This is a genomic window from Pseudarthrobacter sp. S9 (genome assembly GCF_050156545.1).
Taxonomy (GTDB): domain Bacteria; phylum Actinomycetota; class Actinomycetes; order Actinomycetales; family Micrococcaceae; genus Arthrobacter.
Genome location: NZ_CP189576.1, coordinates 3889626 through 3905563, shown reverse-complemented (window position 1 = coordinate 3905563; position 15938 = coordinate 3889626). Strand labels below are relative to the sequence as shown.

At 61.7% G+C, this 15938-nt stretch carries 14 protein-coding genes and 3 pseudogenes; 8 read left to right on the top strand and 9 right to left on the bottom strand.

Annotated elements, in window-relative coordinates; all coding sequences use genetic code 11:
- Positions 1-7 precede the first annotated feature (7 nt).
- The 3 genes from ACQCSY_RS18755 to ACQCSY_RS18745 are packed head-to-tail and all read left to right on the top strand — an operon-like array spanning position 8 to position 2015.
- Positions 8-457, top strand: a complete 450-nt coding sequence (locus ACQCSY_RS18755) for a hypothetical protein (protein ID WP_427131126.1) — start codon at positions 8-10, stop codon at positions 455-457.
- Positions 454-1206, top strand: coding sequence for a cyclase family protein (locus tag ACQCSY_RS18750; protein WP_427131124.1), 753 nt, complete (start codon positions 454-456; stop codon positions 1204-1206). The genes ACQCSY_RS18755 and ACQCSY_RS18750 overlap by 4 nt, the downstream gene beginning before the upstream one ends.
- Positions 1207-1238: 32 nt before the next feature.
- Positions 1239-2015 (top strand): IclR family transcriptional regulator, encoded by a 777-nt coding sequence (locus ACQCSY_RS18745; protein ID WP_427131123.1) that lies wholly within the window; start codon positions 1239-1241, stop codon positions 2013-2015.
- Here the strand turns inward: ACQCSY_RS18745 and ACQCSY_RS18740 are convergent.
- The 3 genes and pseudogenes from ACQCSY_RS18740 to ACQCSY_RS18730 all read right to left on the bottom strand — a co-directional run bounded on the left by ACQCSY_RS18740 (position 2012) and on the right by ACQCSY_RS18730 (position 5543).
- Positions 2012-2812 (bottom strand): IclR family transcriptional regulator, encoded by an 801-nt coding sequence (locus tag ACQCSY_RS18740; protein WP_427131121.1) that lies wholly within the window; start codon positions 2810-2812, stop codon positions 2012-2014. The two genes, ACQCSY_RS18745 and ACQCSY_RS18740, sit on opposite strands and share 4 nt — an antisense overlap.
- A gap of 37 nt (positions 2813-2849) precedes the next feature.
- Positions 2850-3992: pseudogene (locus ACQCSY_RS18735) on the bottom strand (alanine racemase C-terminal domain-containing protein).
- 111 nt (positions 3993-4103) lie between these two features.
- Complete coding sequence (locus ACQCSY_RS18730; RefSeq protein ID WP_427131119.1) at positions 4104-5543, bottom strand: amino acid permease; 1440 nt, start codon at positions 5541-5543, stop codon at positions 4104-4106.
- A 303-nt stretch (positions 5544-5846) separates the two neighbouring features.
- Between ACQCSY_RS18730 and ACQCSY_RS18725 the strand changes: the two genes are divergently transcribed.
- The 3 genes from ACQCSY_RS18725 (at position 5847) to ACQCSY_RS18715 (ending at position 9817) form a co-directional block, all read left to right on the top strand.
- The gene (locus ACQCSY_RS18725; protein WP_427131117.1) at positions 5847-6899 is read left to right on the top strand and encodes a homoserine dehydrogenase; all 1053 of its coding nucleotides are present in this window, start codon (positions 5847-5849) and stop codon (positions 6897-6899) included.
- Positions 6892-8304: an aldehyde dehydrogenase family protein gene (locus ACQCSY_RS18720; RefSeq protein WP_427131115.1), complete on the top strand. Its 1413-nt coding sequence runs from the start codon at positions 6892-6894 to the stop codon at positions 8302-8304. The genes ACQCSY_RS18725 and ACQCSY_RS18720 overlap by 8 nt, the downstream gene beginning before the upstream one ends.
- A 103-nt stretch (positions 8305-8407) precedes the next feature.
- Positions 8408-9817 (top strand): aspartate ammonia-lyase, encoded by a 1410-nt coding sequence (locus ACQCSY_RS18715; RefSeq protein WP_427131113.1) that lies wholly within the window; start codon positions 8408-8410, stop codon positions 9815-9817.
- Between the two features lie 4 nt (positions 9818-9821).
- Here ACQCSY_RS18715 and ACQCSY_RS18710 read toward each other — a convergent pair whose 3' ends face one another.
- Entirely contained in the window at positions 9822-10289 is a 468-nt protein-coding gene (locus ACQCSY_RS18710) for an Lrp/AsnC family transcriptional regulator (protein ID WP_427131111.1), read from the bottom strand.
- 75 nt (positions 10290-10364) lie between these two features.
- Between ACQCSY_RS18710 and ACQCSY_RS18705 the strand changes: the two genes are divergently transcribed.
- Positions 10365-11090: an HAD hydrolase-like protein gene (locus ACQCSY_RS18705; protein ID WP_427131109.1), complete on the top strand. Its 726-nt coding sequence runs from the start codon at positions 10365-10367 to the stop codon at positions 11088-11090.
- A 35-nt stretch (positions 11091-11125) separates the two neighbouring features.
- Here ACQCSY_RS18705 and ACQCSY_RS18700 read toward each other — a convergent pair.
- Positions 11126-11428: pseudogene (locus ACQCSY_RS18700) on the bottom strand (transposase); the annotation flags it as partial.
- 167 nt (positions 11429-11595) lie between these two features.
- Here ACQCSY_RS18700 and ACQCSY_RS18695 point away from each other — a divergent pair.
- Positions 11596-12637 (top strand): annotated as a pseudogene (locus ACQCSY_RS18695) (IS256 family transposase); the annotation flags it as partial.
- A 29-nt stretch (positions 12638-12666) separates the two neighbouring features.
- On the opposite strand, the gene ACQCSY_RS18690 reads toward ACQCSY_RS18695, so the two are convergent.
- From ACQCSY_RS18690 to ACQCSY_RS18675, 4 genes are all read right to left on the bottom strand, one after another.
- Positions 12667-12975 (bottom strand): integrase core domain-containing protein, encoded by a 309-nt coding sequence (locus ACQCSY_RS18690; protein ID WP_427131107.1) that lies wholly within the window; start codon positions 12973-12975, stop codon positions 12667-12669.
- 117 nt (positions 12976-13092) lie between these two features.
- Positions 13093-14145: a tyrosine-type recombinase/integrase gene (locus ACQCSY_RS18685; RefSeq protein WP_427131105.1), complete on the bottom strand. Its 1053-nt coding sequence runs from the start codon at positions 14143-14145 to the stop codon at positions 13093-13095.
- Complete coding sequence (locus tag ACQCSY_RS18680; RefSeq protein WP_427131104.1) at positions 14142-15101, bottom strand: tyrosine-type recombinase/integrase; 960 nt, start codon at positions 15099-15101, stop codon at positions 14142-14144. Before ACQCSY_RS18680 ends, ACQCSY_RS18685 begins: the two co-directional genes overlap by 4 nt.
- Positions 15098-15895, bottom strand: coding sequence for a tyrosine-type recombinase/integrase (locus tag ACQCSY_RS18675; RefSeq protein ID WP_427131102.1), 798 nt, complete (start codon positions 15893-15895; stop codon positions 15098-15100). Before ACQCSY_RS18675 ends, ACQCSY_RS18680 begins: the two co-directional genes overlap by 4 nt.
- Positions 15896-15938: the final 43 nt, after the last annotated feature.

The window sequence follows — 15938 nt, the reverse complement described above, 5'->3', positions numbered from 1 at the left end:
CATCCCCTTGAACATTCAGATGAAGTCAGTACGTAAGCTGCGCGTGCATTGGCCCATAGCGTCAGAGATTTTCGCTCGGCTCGCCAAAGGTGAAGCCGAGGCGTTTCAGGATGACCAGGGCATCGCGGCCCTGTTCCAAGCTTTGGCAGCATCTCCGGAATTGGGGGATTTCGGAAACTACAGGCACGTCTTTGAGTCTGGTTTGGGTTTCGAAGGATTTACCGTGACGGAGGGGGCCAACCCCACGCTGGGTCAGGTGGGCCAGCGGACCATTTCGCCGACCTTTGTCTTCACAACGTATTTCAACGCGGCCCTGGATGACGCAGCAGTGGACCGGTTCATGCATCGCATTCTGGAAATCCATCCCTGGGAAGTGCCAGTCATCGAACTGTCCGGCCCCGTCAGCGTCTCCAGCACTGCGCTGGCGGCAGTCTACGAGAACGAGGGCGCATCATGAGTGAAACCACCACGACCGGACTTTGGGACGGTCTCCAGCCGCTACTTGCCGGAAGGACATTTACCGATCTGACGCATGCTTTCCACCCTGGTCAACCGCATTTCACGGCCTTCCCGGACGAGATCAGGGAGGCTGTGTACGACCTGGAGAAAGGCGACGGTTTCACCGCTCACCGTTATTCGATCATTGGGCAATGGGGAACGCATGTTGATCCCCCCTCGCACTTCATCCGCGGGGGGCGGACGTTGGACCAGATTCCGGTGGAGGACATGGTCCTTCCGCTGGTGGTACTGGACATCACCGATCGGGTCAGCTCTGATGCCGATGCCAGCCCCACGGTGGAAGACGTTCAAGCTTGGGAGAGCCGCAACGGCGCCGTCCCGGAAGGCTCCTTTGTGGCCTTGCGGACCGGGTGGAGCCGGCGCTGGCCTGACGCGGACGCCATGGCGAACAGGGACGGCGAGGGCGTCAGCCACACGCCGGGCTGGTCGCAGGGAGTTCTCACCTTCCTGATTGAACAGCGGTCGGTTGCGGCTGTCGGTCATGAACAGATGGACACGGATCCGGGACTGGCTACTTCCCGTCAGGATTTCAGCCTGGAGACATACGTTCTGGCGAAGAACCGCTGGCAGATCGAGCTATTGGCGAACCTGGATGGACTTCCCGAAAATGGTGCTGCCCTCGTCGCGACATGGCCGAAGCCTCTGCAGGGCAGCGGCTTTCCTGCCCGGGTCTTTGCCATCCACTAGGAAGGGCCCGTCCGGCGGCTAGAATGGGATTCATGTCTAGGACATCCAGCATGGGGCGCGGCATCATGGCCGTCCTTGCGGTTGGCTCCCGCCATGCAGAAGGCCTTCCCGGCGGAACAGTCGCTGACATAGCAGCCGATCTGGGCAAAGACCGCAGCCAGGTTTCGCGGAGTCTGCGAGGAGCGCAACAGGAAGGCTTTCTGGAACGCAGAGAGCAGCGGTCCTACACGCTGAACTGGTCGCTCTTTACGGACGCCCAACTGTTGACAGAGCAACGGCTGCAGACCGACGGTGTAACTGCCCTGGAAGGCCTTGCCAGCGAGACGGACGAAGGATGCTTCCTGGGAGTGCTGAGCGGGGACAGTACGGTGACCATCGGCGAACGCGTTCCGGCAAGCAGCAATATGGTCGGTTCCTGGCTGGGCCGGCCCTACCCTGCCTACTGCAGTGATGCCGGCCAGGCACTGCTGTGGGAGGCGTCGGACACCGAAGTCCGAACCGTTTTCGCTGCCGCTGCATTCGTTCGCCATGGCCCCAACACGCCTGTGGACGTCGGGGACTTCCTGACACGGCTGCGTGACGCGCGGGCGCGGGGGTACTCCATCGTCGATGAGGAAGCCGAGCCCGGCCTATATTCCCTGGCCGTTCCGATCCGGGATTTCAAGGGCGACGTGGTGGCTGCGCTGCAGGTCGTAGGTCCCAAAACACGCCTGGAGCCGCGGCGCGAGCTCTGCGCCGCGGCTCTTGTGTCGTGGGGAAAGTGGCTTGAGTCGGCGCTTGGTCATTCGCTTCCCCAGCAGCAGGTCTAGCTGGGAACGCCCTTCTTAGCGGCATTGTCCCGCGTACTGGAGTCGCAGGACCCGAGCCGTTCGGCGGCTTCCGTCAGGGCCTTGGCGATGTCCTTGGCCCTGGGTTCGATCTCGGCCCTGGCACCCAGGACGCTGAGCGAGGCAAGAATGGTTCCCTCCAGGTTGCGGACGGGAACGGCCAGTTCGTAGATGCCGTGCTCGAATTCTTCGGCTGCCACGACGAAGCCGCGGGGCCTGTCCCTCTCCATCAGTTCGCAGACTTCAGCCGGCGAATGGGCCGCGCCCGGGCCGCCGACACCGATGAAGTTGACATCGCTGAGCAGGTCTTCAATGGTTGCCTGCCCGTGGTCCCACAGCAGTGCCCGGCCCGATCCGGTGCACCATACGGGCGTCACCATGCCGGGCTTCACGAAGCTGCCGGGGAGTACATCGTTGGTGGACGACCGCAGGAGAATGACGCGGAAGCCGTCACGGACGGAGACCCTGCATCTGAGGCCGAGCGCGGCCACCAAAGCCTCAAGCTCGGTTCGTGCTTCGCGGACCCAGCCGGTGTTAAGCGAGGCCGCCAGAGTGAAGAATCGCGGGCCCGTTCGAAACGGACCCCGCTCGACACGTTCCAGCAGTCCCAGATCACACAATTCCCGTGTCAACCGGGATACCCGGCTTTGTTCCATGTCCAGCTCGGAGGCCAGCTGCGAAACGCCCAGAAGCCGCCTGCCCCACTTTTCCCGGTCCGCGACCAGCCGCACAATCCGAAGTCCTTGTGTCATGGACGACGATTCCGAGGAAGAATCCACTCTCAATGCCCCTTCCACCCGATAGCCACGCCTATTCTCACATGCCTTCATTGGTGGCCAGGACGCGGTGTCCTCCCGCCCACACGGTGTAGAGGTCCGCAAGGATTGCCGAGTTCGCTGTTTCCAGCTCTGCGGGGGTGATTTCTGCGCTTCCCTGCCGCCCGAAAAGCACGACTTCGTCCCCGGGAGAGACGTCCGCTATGTCGGTGACGTCGGCGACCATGGAATTCATTGAGACAAGGTCGACGATGGCGGCACGGCGGCCGCGGACAAGCACGTTGCCCTAGCGTGCCAGCGCCCGCCGGTAGCCGTCGCCGTAGCCTGCAGTCACCGACGCCAGCCTGGAGTCCCGCTCCAGGGTGCGCGTGAGCCCGTAGCCGACCCTGCTGCCGGCGGCATAGCTGTTGACGGAGGCGATCCGGGCCTTGAAGGTCAGGCACCGTTGAAACTGCCCCGCTGTCGGATCCGAATCGCCGTAGAGGACCACCCCGGCACGGACCATGTCCAGCCAGGAGCCGGGTACGTGCAGCGCCGCATAGGAATTGGCACAGTGGAGCAGTACTCCCTCCCGGGGAGTACCGGTGAGTTGAAGCAGGGTCATCGCATGGCTTTGAAAACGGAGAAGAGTCGTTTCGATATGGCTGTTGTCGTCCTTGGGAAAGTGCGTCATGATCCCGGCCAGTTGAAGCCCCTGGTGGCTTACGATCCCCACCGCGGATGCGCGGCCAAGCGCTGATGAGACGTCGAGGCTGTGCCTACTGATCCCGGAAGAGTTGATATCGAGGTGGATGCGGAATGCGGACCACCTTCCCGGCCTCGGCAGCGATCCTGTGTATCTCCCACGCGCTCTGCGGGTCGGCAACAAGTTCTTCGATGTCGTGGCGCAGGCCTGCCTTGATCTCCTGCGGCGCCGCGGCACGGACACGCAGGATCCGGCCCTCAAACCGCAGCGACGGGCGATGGCCGCCTCCTCGTTACTTCCTACTCCGACGAATGGAACGCCTAGGCGAACCAGGGAAGGGAGCAAAAGGTCAGCTCCATGTCCGTAGGCATGGGACTTGACCACCGCACATAGGGGCGCCCGGTCGTCGATCATGGACAGTAGCTTCCGGACGTTTGACTCGAAAGCGGCGGCGTCAATTTCCAGCCAGCTGCCGGCGTTCTGGACCGAACTGAGCACGGGCTAATTCAGGTCTCGTGAATTCATGGGTTATCCGTTGGACAGCGTGGCGGCCGGGGACCCAAGTCCCCGGCCGCGAAGCTGAGTAGACGATGGTTGATTATGATGGCGTTAGAACAGTTGGCTTGTGCGCGCCTTGCGCCCGTATTTGAAGTAAAAGAAGGCGTAGCAGGCTCCAACAAAAGGCACGCCGAAGTAGAGCGCAGCCACCTGGGTCGGATCAAAGGCGATACCGATGAGCGAAACGAAGCAGAGCGAGAAGGCCAGGATCGGCACAAGCGGGAACAATGGGGCCCTGTAAGGAAGGGCGGCGACGTTGCCCCCGTTCTTGACGAAAGCCCTCCGGTGGAAGAAATGGGACGCAGTGATGGACATCCAGACCCCGACGACGGCGAAGCCCGACACCGAGACAAGGGCCAGGTACACCGTTTCGGGTGCAACGACGCTGCTGATGAGTGAAGCCAGGCCTCCGACCATGCTCACAGAGAGCGCGACCATGGGGATGCCACGTCGGGTCAGCTTCCGGAACGCCCGGGGAGCATGTCCCTCATCGGCGAGCGAGTACAGCATGCGGGCGCAGGAGAAGAGCCCGCTGTTTCCGGCGGAGAGGAGTGCGGTGATGATGACGAAGTTCATGATGTCGGCAGCGAACGGAATGCCGATGGATGAGAAGACTGTGACGAACGGGCTTTGGTCCAGTCCGACTTGGTCAAACGGGACGGTGGCGGCGATGACCGTGATGGCCCCGACGAAGAAGATCAGCAGACGCACGACGGTGCTGCGCATTGCTTTCGGGATGTTGGTGGCAGGATCCGCCGTTTCGCCTGCAGCGACACCGATGAGCTCGGATCCGGAGAAGGCGTAGAACACTACAAGTGCGGTGACGAGTACACCGGTGAAGCCGTTCGGGAAGAGACCGCCGGTGGTGTTGAAGTTCTCAAACAGGAACGGGTGCGTCCCGGTCCCGCTCAGTGGGTGGAAACCAATGAGGGCAGCTCCGCCGAGCACGATCAGGACAATGATGGCGCCGACCTTGACGATGGCGAACCAAAATTCCGATTCGCCGAAGAACCTCGACGAAACAGCGTTGAGGCCAAAAAGCACTGCGGCGAAGATGACACACCAGACCCACACGTCAATGCCGGGGAACCAGCGTTGCATGAGGAGGCCGGCTGCCGTGAATTCCGAGCCGATCGCCACAGCCCAGGTGAGCCAGTAAAGCCAGGCGGTCGTGAAACCAGTTGCGGGGCCTATCGAGCGTGCGGCGTAGATGTGGAAGGCGCCTGAGACTGGGTAAGCGATAGCAAGTTCACCTAGGCATGCCATCACCAGGTACACCACGAAGGAGCCGATCAGATAGGCGATGACTGCACCGAGCGGCCCGGCCTGGGAGATCGTGTAGCCCGAGCTCAGGAAGAGTCCGGAGCCGATCACGCCACCCATGGCGATCATGACCAGATGCCGTGCCCCCATGGACCGGCGGAGCCCGGATTCGGTCGACGGCGGGGCGGTGGGCTGTGGTTCTAGTTTGACGGACGATGAGGGTTCCATGGTGTCTCCCAGGTGGATGGTCAGGTCAGAAGCGAAAGGGTGCGCGTGATGCCCCGGGTCGAGGGGCCACAGAGTGGGGCAGCCGCGCAACGGGATAGTGATGAAGATAACACGAAAAGGCCTATTTGGTCATTAAAAACATTTAAGCATGCACATGTTGCACGCATGTTACTTGGGGTGGTGCATGTCGAATCGGCATGCGGATGGTCAAATCGCCCTGTTCTTCGGTCACAATCACATGCCGCAACTGACATGGAATGCCATCAACATTGGAGGACCGATGTAACTGATTGAAGGAGCACCATGACCACCTATGACATTGCGCTGATCGGCTTCGGCGGCGTCAACAGGACCCTGGCCGAACTGATCGCAACACGCGGCGAGGCACTTCGTTCCGAACTGGGCTTTGGCCTGCGGGTCGTGGCCATCACCGACCTTCGCCTCGGATCCCTGGTCCAGCCCGAAGGTATTGACCTCCCCATGGCCCTTAACCTGGGCGGCGGTAGCGAAACCTTTGTCGAATACGGCGGATCCGCGGACACCAATAACGAATCGGTTATCCGCACCTGTACAGCAGACATCATCTGCGAGGCCACCTACACGAACCCCGAAGACGGCGAGCCCGCCGTGTCCCACGTACGGTGGGCACTCGAATCCGGCAAGAGCGTCTGCACCACTAACAAGGGCCCGGTTGCTCTCCGCGGGGCCGAGCTGACTTCACTGGCCGAGCAGAACGGCGTCTACTTCGAATTCGAAGGCGCCGTCATGAGCGGCACACCGGTGATCCGTTTGGCCAAGAAGATGTTCGCGGGCCTCAAGCTGAACGGTTTCGAAGGCATCCTCAACGGCACCAGCAACTACGTGCTCGGGCGGATGGAAGCCGGCCTTGACTTCGAAGCGGCCATTTGCGAGGCACAGGAACTCGGCTACGCCGAGGCAAACCCCGCAGCAGACATCGAGGGCTACGACGTCCAGCTCAAGGTCCTGATTCTCGCCAACGAGCTGCTCGACGCCGGCATCGAACTCAAGGACGTTCAGCGGCAGGGGATCTCGACGGTGACACCGGAAGATATCCAGAAGGCGTCCCGGGCGGGACGCCGCTGGAAGCTCGTCGGTTCAGCACAGCGGAACCCTGACGGGACCGTAACAGCAGGCGTAACCCCCGTCGCGCTCCCCCTCGACCACGGGCTGGCCGGGGTTTCCGGCGCGACGAACGCGGTCTCTTTCGACACCGACCTCCTGGGCCCCGTCACCGTCTCGGGACCGGGAGCCGGCCGCGTGGAGACCGCCTACGCTCTGCTCTCTGACATCATCGCCATGCACGCGGCCAAGACGGGAGTAGCTGCCCATGTCTGAGTCCACGCTGTGTCGCACGGAAACGGCGCTGCCGCAGTTCCGTGAAGTGACAAGCCCCTACGACGGCAGGGTCGTCGGCGCCGTTCCGCTGACCGAAAACACCGCCGGCGAAGCCGTGCTCGAAGCGGCCCGCTCCGGTGCACGGAAGGCACAGGCTTTGTCCCGCAACGCACGCGGGAAAATTCTTGATGCCGCCGCGGCGGACATCGAACAACGAAACGAAGAGTTCGCTCGGACAATTGTGGCCGAGTCCGGGAAAACCATCCGGCAGGCACGGAAGGAAGTGCTGCGCGCGGTCAACACACTCCGCCTGTCCGCAGCCGAAGCACGAAGGAACGCCGGCGAAGTCATCCCCTTTGACTCGTATGAGGGCTCGGAGGACCGGACCGGGTGGTACTCGCGGGAACCGCTGGGCATCATTGCAGCGATCACGCCCTTCAACGACCCCCTCAACCTGGTGGCACACAAGATCGGCCCGGCCATCGCCGGCGGCAACGCCGTAATCCTCAAGCCCTCCGCCCTGACTCCCCTGTCGGCCCAACTGCTCACGGACGCACTCGTGGACGCCGGGCTCCCGCCAGAGGTCCTCACCGTTGTCCACGGCGACCGGGACGTGGCCGAAACCATCATCAGGTCCCGGGACGTACGCATGGTGTCGTTCACCGGCGGGTTCTCCACCGGTGAAAGCATCGCCCGTGCCGCCGGCTTGAAAAAGCTTTCCATGGATCTTGGCGGAAACGCGCCGGTCATCGTCCTGGACGACGCCGACCTTGACGACGCCGTGGAATCCTGCGTCTCCGGAGCGTTCTGGGCCGCCGGCCAGAACTGCGTGGGGGTGCAGCGGATTCTCGTAGCCACACCGTTGTACGCCGAGTTCCGCCAGCGTTTCCTCGAAGCGACGGCGCTCTTGGTTGCCGGCGACCCGTCGGACGAGCAGACGGATGTCGGGCCGATGATCAGCCCCGCCGCATTGAACGAACTCCAGGCCAAGCTGGATGAGGCCATCGGCGCCGGCGCAGTACTTCTCACTGGCAACGTTGCGGACGGCAATGTGCTTCAGCCGACCGTACTCGAAGCCGTCCCGTCGGACAGCAGGCTGTGGAAGGAAGAAGTATTCGGACCCGTTGTCATGCTCCATACCTTCAACACCTTCGAGGAAGCCATCGAAGTAGCGAATGCCATCGAGTTCAGCCTCCACGCAGGCATTTTCACGGACTCGCTGAGCAACGCCATGGACGCTGCCCGCCGGCTCGAAGCAGGCGGAGTCATGATCAACGATTCCTCGGACTACCGCTTCGACGGCATGCCGTTCGGAGGTTCCAAATACGGAAGCATGGGCAGGGAAGGCGTCCATTTCGCCTATGAAGAGATGACCCAGCCGAAGGTCATCTGCATCAAGAACTAAGGGCCTGGAGGGGCGCGGCTGGACGTTGCGCTCCTCCAAGTTCCGCTCCGAGCAGCGGCATCAGCATCGCCAAGCAGCGATTCCACACAAAGAATGGAAAACCATGACCACCCGCATCGAGACTGATTCGCTCGGGAGCATTCCCGTGCCGGCTGCTGCCTACTGGGGAGCACACACTGCCCGGGCGTTGGAAAACTTCACCATCAGCGGCATTCCCGTCTCCCGCCACCCGCACCTGGTACGCGCCTTGGCAATGATCAAGAACGCCGCGGCCCAGGCCAACTGCGAACTCGGAGTCCTCACGCCTCCGCAAGCCCACGCAATCCGCGAGTCGTGCCAGGAAATCCAGGAAGGACAGCACCACGAGCAGTTTTGTGTGGACGTCATTCAGGGTGGAGCGGGCACGAGCACGAACATGAATGCCAACGAAGTGATCGCGAACCTTGCGCTGGAAAAACTGGGCTACCGCCGCGGAGAATACGAGCACCTGCATCCCATTGATCATGTTAACCGGTGCCAATCCACCAACGATACGTATCCAACCGCGATCAAGCTGGCCCTGATTTTCGCCACCGCAGAACTCAACCACGAACTGGGCAAACTTGCCGAAGCCGCCAGAAGCAAGGGCACAGAATTCGCCGCCGTCGTGAAGATGGGCAGGACCCAGCTTCAGGACGCTGTCCCGATGACCCTCGGGCAGGAATTCAATGCCTTCGCCGCAACGTTGGAGGAAGACCGCTCCAGGCTGCTGGAGTCCACAGGGCTAATGCTCGAGTGCAGTCTGGGCGCCACCGCCATCGGCACCGGTATCACCGCCGAACCGGGATATCAGCAGCTTGTACTGCGGGCACTGTCCGAAGTCTCCGGCGTCCCGGTCGTTCCTGCCGCTGACCTCGTCGAGGCGACGTCCGACGTCGGCGTTTTCATGCACATGTCGGGAATGCTGAAACGGACGGCGATAAAGCTGTCCAAGATCAGCAGTGACCTCCGGTTGCTGTCCAGCGGACCGCAGAATGGCTTTGGTGAGATCATCCTGCCTCCCCGTCAAGCCGGGTCGTCAATCATGCCGGGAAAGGTCAACCCAGTGATTCCGGAGACGATGAACCAGATCGCCTTCGCGGTCGCCGGAGCAGACACGACAGTAACGATGGCGGCGGACAACGGCCAGCTCCAGCTCAACGCCTTTGAACCTGTTATTGCCCACGTACTTCTTCAGAGCATTTCATGGCTCGAACAAGGAACACGCATTCTCCGTACACACTGCATGGAAGGCATCGAAGCGAACACCGAACGCCTCGCCCGCCAGACGGCAGCCTCCGTAGGCCTTGCAACAGCGTTGATTCCGGCCATCGGTTACACAGCCGCAGCAGCGGTTGCCAAGGAGGCCCTCCAAAACGGATCAACCATTCTCGACATCGTCACCAGCAGGAACCTCCTGGACCGGGCCGCAGCTCAGTCGCTCCTTGAATCCGCCGTACTGCCCGTCAAAGACACGGACATGTCCGCGGTCTGATCAGTCACTCCGTCACGCCGACTCCTCCGGCGCCACGCCGGATGACACTGGAAAGCGTCATTGCCGTCACAGTGTCCGTGACGCCCGGAAGCGCGGCGATCTGCTCCCAGATCTCCTGAATTCTCTCCAATGACCGGGCCTCAACTCTCACCAAAAGATCAAAGTCACCGCTTACGACATCACACAAAACCACTTCCGGAATCGACCCCAAAACGGTGATGACGTCCGAACCCCGCACGCGGTCCTTCCTGTAAACCATCAGGAAGGCCGATACGGGACCCTGGCCGGGTGCACCGGAGACAACTGTGTACCCCTGGATATACCCTCGCCGTTCCATCCGGTCGATCCGCTGGCGCACGGCATTCCGTGAAAGCAAAACCTTCGTCGCCAGCTCAGCGTGACTTATGCGTGCGTTCTTCGTGAGCTCCGCAAAGATCCTCTGGTCTATCTGATCAAGACTCACTCGATCCATGCCCACCCTTCACAGCAATCAATCCCCGGGCACAACCCGAGCTGAACCAACCCCAAGACCGAAAGCTCCAGAAAAATGATACTTCCGCATCAAACCCGCCCGACGCTTATCGACACTACCTGCGTCCTGTTCGACATGGACGGAACGCTCCTCGACTCAGCACCCGGTGTTACATCAAGTGCTGCCCAAGCCCTGGCAGCTGTAGGCGCCCCAGTCCCGTCACCGGATGAACTGCGCCGGTTCGTCGGGCCGCCGATGATCGAGTCCTTCAGAACAGTCTCAGGGCTGGATGAACCAACCGCCCAAAGAGCCCTCCAACACTATCGCAAAGCGTACGCGGATCATGGCGCTGAGCAGTCCAGCCTTTACGACGGAATCATCGAACTGCTGGAGCAGCTACAGTCAGCCGGTATTCCCATGGCTGTGGCCACCTCCAAAGTGGAAGATCAAGCAGTACGACTCGCGCGACGGTTTGGAATAGAAGGCCACTTCATCAACGTATGCGGGGCATCCGACAGCGAGGGACGAGCCACCAAGGCGGAAGTCATTGCCGAACTGCTGCTCCGCCTCGAATCCCAAGGCATCGACACCTCCAATCCGGCAATGGTCGGAGACCGAAGTCATGATGTCGCGGGAGCAGCCGAACACGGAATCTCCACTATCTTCGCGCCCTGGGGGTACGGAGAGGCAAAGGAAGCGTCGCATGCGGCCGCCATTGCCTCCTCACCTGCAGCTCTGCTGCCAATGATCCTGAACAACAGCCGGCGCCCCGCTCACCACGAAAATTCCACCCTGCGATGATTCCACGAACCCGACCAGTGGTCATTCACAGCCCACTGCTTGAAAGGAGCACTGACATGGCCCACCAGAACGATCTCGTCCACGCCCGTCAGCCGGCGCTGCCGTTTCCTGACGATCTGCGGATCGAACGTCGAGCCCGTGTCCCTCGGCACGTCTATCTCCACCGGCCAGATCTCGGTCAGTACGGTCTTCGCGCGGGTGCCGTTGCAGGAGTTCCCGCTCCCGCGCCTGGACACGTCGTGTGTGCCGTATCCCAGATGCTCGTCCATCTCCGCTTCCAAAGCGGTCTCCAGGACGTTCTTCGTCAACCGGTTCAACAGCCCGCCCGGGCCCACGAGCTCCGGGGTGTCTCAATTCCTTGGAAATGAGACACCCGCCTCACGACAGTCAGTTGGAACACTTCGGCTGATGAACTCAGTTTTGGCCCGACCCATTCGGGACTGTGGAAATAACGGTGTATCCGGCCCAACACGCCAGGCGGTGAGTCTGGCGGGAAGGAGCCGATATGATGGCGACACTGGATGCTGTGAAAAACACGGCGACCGCTGCGAAAAAGAACGAGACCTCCGAGGCCGACGCGGCCCGTGAGCTGGTCCGGATGGCCAAGGAACAGGGGCTGTCCCTGACAGGTCCGGACGGGGTGCTGAAGATGCTGACGAAGACAGTCATCGAGACCGCGCTCGATGAGGAGATGACCGAGCACCTCGGCTACGGAAAGCACGAGACCGATGCCAAGGACACCGCCAACTCGCGCAACGGCACCCGTGCCAAAACGGTACTCACGGAGACAACCGGACCAGTCGACATCGACGTGCCGCGGGACCGGGACGGTACGTTTCAGCCCGTCATCGTCAAGAAGCGCCAGCGCCGCCTGACGGGGGTCGATGAGATGGTTCTTTCGCTCTATGCCAAGGGCCTGACGACGGGAGGGATCAGCGCCCATTTCGCCGAGATCTACGGGGCCTCCGTGTCTAAGGAGACCGTTTCCCGCATCACTGACCGGGTGCTCGAGGAAATGGCCGCCTGGCAGAACCTGCCCCTGGATGAGGTTTACGCGGCGATCTTCATCGACGCCATCGTCGTCAAGGTCCGCGACGGCCGGTCTCGCCAACCGGCCCGTCTACGCCGCTATCGGCGTGACCCTGGAGGGGGAGAAGGACGTTCTCGGCCTGTGGGCCGGGACCGGAGGGGAGGGTGCGAAGTTCTGGATGAGCGTGCTCACGGACATCAAGAACCGCGGGGTCAAGGAAACCTTCTTCCTGGTCTGCGACGGGCTCAAAGGCCTGCCCGAGGTCGTGTCCAACGTCTGGCCGCTGACGACCGTGCAGACCTGCATCATTCACCTGATCCGCAACACCTTCCGCCTGGCCTCGAAGAAGGACTGGGACGCGCTCAAACGCGACGTGAAGCCCATCTACACGGCCGTGAACGCCACGGCGGCCAGGGCCGCGTTTGAGGAGCTCACGGAGCGCTGGGGCAGGAAGTACGGGGCGATCGTACGCCTGTGGGACAACGCATGGGAGGAGTTCATCCCGTTCCTGGACTACGTCAAGCCCCGGGTTTTGTGGAGGGTGTTTTAGTTGGAAATCTTGGCTAATTCCCCAGCCGGGTGACCGGCGTGGAGCTGTTCGTATTCGACAGGCGGACAATGGCCGATCTCGCCATGGAGCCGCCGGTGGTTGAACCAGTCGATGTATTCTGCCACGGCGACCTCGAGCTGGCTGATGTCCGTCCACGGCCCCTTATTGCGGATGAGTTCGGCCTTGAACAGAGAGTTGAACGCCTCGGCAAGGGCATTGTCATACGAGTCGCCCTTGGAACCGACAGAGGCCACCGCGGCGGCTTCCTCCAGGCGCTGGGCGTAGCGGATCGCACGGTACTGCACTCCTCGGTCCGAGTTAAGCCGAATTCGGCTTAATGCTGATTATGCCGGGGAAAACGTTAAGCCGAAGAAGGGCGGTGTGGCCCCGCGGTTCCGGGGAACGCCGGCTTGTTCCTCGGCTTAGCGTTTCGCGGGATATCTGAGGGTATAGAGCATTTGCAGTTTCTCCTCGCTGAGCCATTCCCCGTCTGACCGGCTGATGGCGGGGGTGGCGGCGTTCATGGCTTGTTTCATCATCTCGAGGGTGGCGAACGCGTAGAACGCTGAGGTGGTGCTCATGCTTTCGTGACCGAGCAGTTGCATGATGATGGGCAGCGGGATGCCTTGTTTGTAGAGGTCCATGGCCTTTGTTTTGCGCAGCATGTGGCAATTGAGCTTGGCGGGGATTGAGGGGCAGGCGTCCCTGGCGGTGTCTCCGGCTTTCTTGAGTACTGCCGAGACGGTGTCCACGGAGAGCGGCGTCGCTACTCCGAGGTGGAGGCTGTTGAACAGCGGACGGGTCGCGGGCAGCCTGCTGTGGTTGGGGTGGAACTCATTGAGGTAGACCTTGAGGTGTTCAACGGTTTTATCGCCTAACGGGACGAGGCGGCTTTTGTCCCTTTTGCCGGTCAGCGTCAGGTGGGCCGGCTTCGTCAGGGCCAGGTTCCCGAGCGTGAGGGCGGTGATCTCGCTGACGCGGGCACCGGTGTCATAGAGGAGTATGAGCAGCATCCGGTTCCGGCGGGTTTTCACGCTTGAACCGTCAAAAGCGGCAAGGATCGCTCTTGTTTCCTTTTCCTCAAGGTACTCGATGGGCTTTCTCGGTTGGCGTGGTGCCTTCAATGTTTTGGCGGCTTCATGGAGCGCGGCCAGTCCGAGGTCTTCCTGCGAGACGTAGGCCAGGAATGCCTTGATGGCAGTCAGGCGCAGGTTCACGGTCCTGGGCTGGTATTTCTTTGTCTCGCGCAGCCAGACGATCCAGTCCTTGAGGAACGTCCTTTCGAAATGATCGAAGCTGATGTCCTTGCGTTGGATGCCCTTTTCGGCGACGAGGTAGCCGACGTAGCATTCCAGGGAGATCCTGTACGCTTCGACGGTTTTCGGGGACATCGCCCTGACCTTGGGCATGTAGTCGTGCAGGTAGTTTCTGGCGTATCCGAAGAAGTTCGGGAGCGCGTTCTTGTCGCGTTTCATTCAAATCCCACCTCTGGCAGCAGGCACTGGCCTTCACGGGCCATCCCGGCGTAGGCGTTCATGAAGTCCGGGGAGGTGTGGATGTAGTAGTAGGTGCTATCCAGTGAGGCGTGGCCCATGTAACGGGACAGGTACGGCAGCATTGAGTCCACGTCGATGCCGCCGGCCATCCATCGTTCGATGTTCGTGTAAGCGAAGTGATGGCGGAAGTCATAGGGCCGCGGGCGTTTGCCCGCAGTGGCCCGTGACAGCCCGGCCAGGTCCCAGATCCTGTTGAATGCAACCCCCACGGCTGCCGGTGTCACCGGGGTGCCGGCGCCGGAGACGAAGAACGCGGCTCGTTCCTTGCCGACCGCGTTCCGCGATGCCTGGTCGCAGTCGGCGAGGATGGCGCTGATCTGCCCGGTGATGGGCAGACGCCTGCTGCGGTTGGTTTTAGACCATTGCACGTCGATGAAACCGCCGGTCAGGTCCACGTCGTTGGTCGTGAGCTGGCGGGCCTCGCAGGTCCGGAGCCCGCAGGAGTGCATCAGGGCGAAGAACGCGACGGCCTGCCACTTCCACGGCGATGCGACTTGAAGCTGCGCGCCGGCTTGGAAGAACAGCGTGACCTCCTCCCTCGTCAGCAGGTAAGGCTGGGTGCGAATGAATCCGGCTTTCCACTGCTCTGAAAGCACGTACGCGTTCTCGTTGCCGTTGATGCGAATCCATCGGCCAAAATCCCTGATGTAGGACATCCATGACCAATGCGGGATTGTCTGGTGTGACCGCTTGGCGATGACCCACCCCTCAACGGTGGGCCGGTCAAAACACTCCAGCCCACGGTCGGAGCAATACTTGTCAAAATCCCTCAGGTACCAGACGCGAGACTGCCCGTGAAAGCCCATGCTTTCCTTGAATGCGAGGTATCGGTCAAGGTCGTGGGCGAACGCGCTGGTGAATCCGTGCCCGTTCATCTCACGGCCCCTTGTGGCAGTGGGAGCACGCACGCGCGCAGGTGTTCTGCATCCATGCTCAAATACACGGTCGTGGAATCCTGGCTCGCGTGGCCAAGCACGGCCGATATCGTTGGAAGTGGCGTTCCCGCGCGCAGGAGTCTGGAGGCGGCGTTATGGCGAAGGGCCCTGGTCCCGGCCTTCACGTCCTTCACCCCGGCCGCCCTGAAGGTTTTCGTCGTCACCACGTAGATTGATGCGTGCTCTGCCAGTGCCACATGCGGGGCCACCGAGCGTAAAAATACATGTGCATCCCCTGAGGCCGGCCGCTCGTTCAGGACGTAGTCGGCCAGCTTCCCGGCGATCATGGGAAGTAGCGGCAGTGTCAGCGGGTTGCCGGTCTTGGCCTGCACGATCCCGATCGTGGAACCCCGCCAATCGATGTCGCCCAGGTGCAGGGCGATGATGTCGCACGCGCGCAGGCCCGGCACCAGCGCCAGCAGCGTGATCGCCGCGTCCCGTGCAGAAACCTTCCCTTCAGTGCAGGCGCGAACAACGAACTGCTCATCAGCGTCGCTGAGGGTCGGCACGATGCCATGGTGGCGCCTGGGATTGGCCATGGCCAGGGCATCAAGCAGGTCACGGCGCCGCGTGAACTTCAAAAAGGGACGAAAGTTCGATGCCACCGACCACATCGCTGACTGCGCCCACCTGCCTAGCAGCGAGTCAAGGAATCCATACACGCTGGCGCTGCCGGCCACATCCAAGGACGTAACGCCGGCCGCCTCCAAATAGACCAGGTAATCGCGGGCCATGCGACCGTAAGAGCCGCGGGTGGCCACGGCCAGGCCCCGTTGC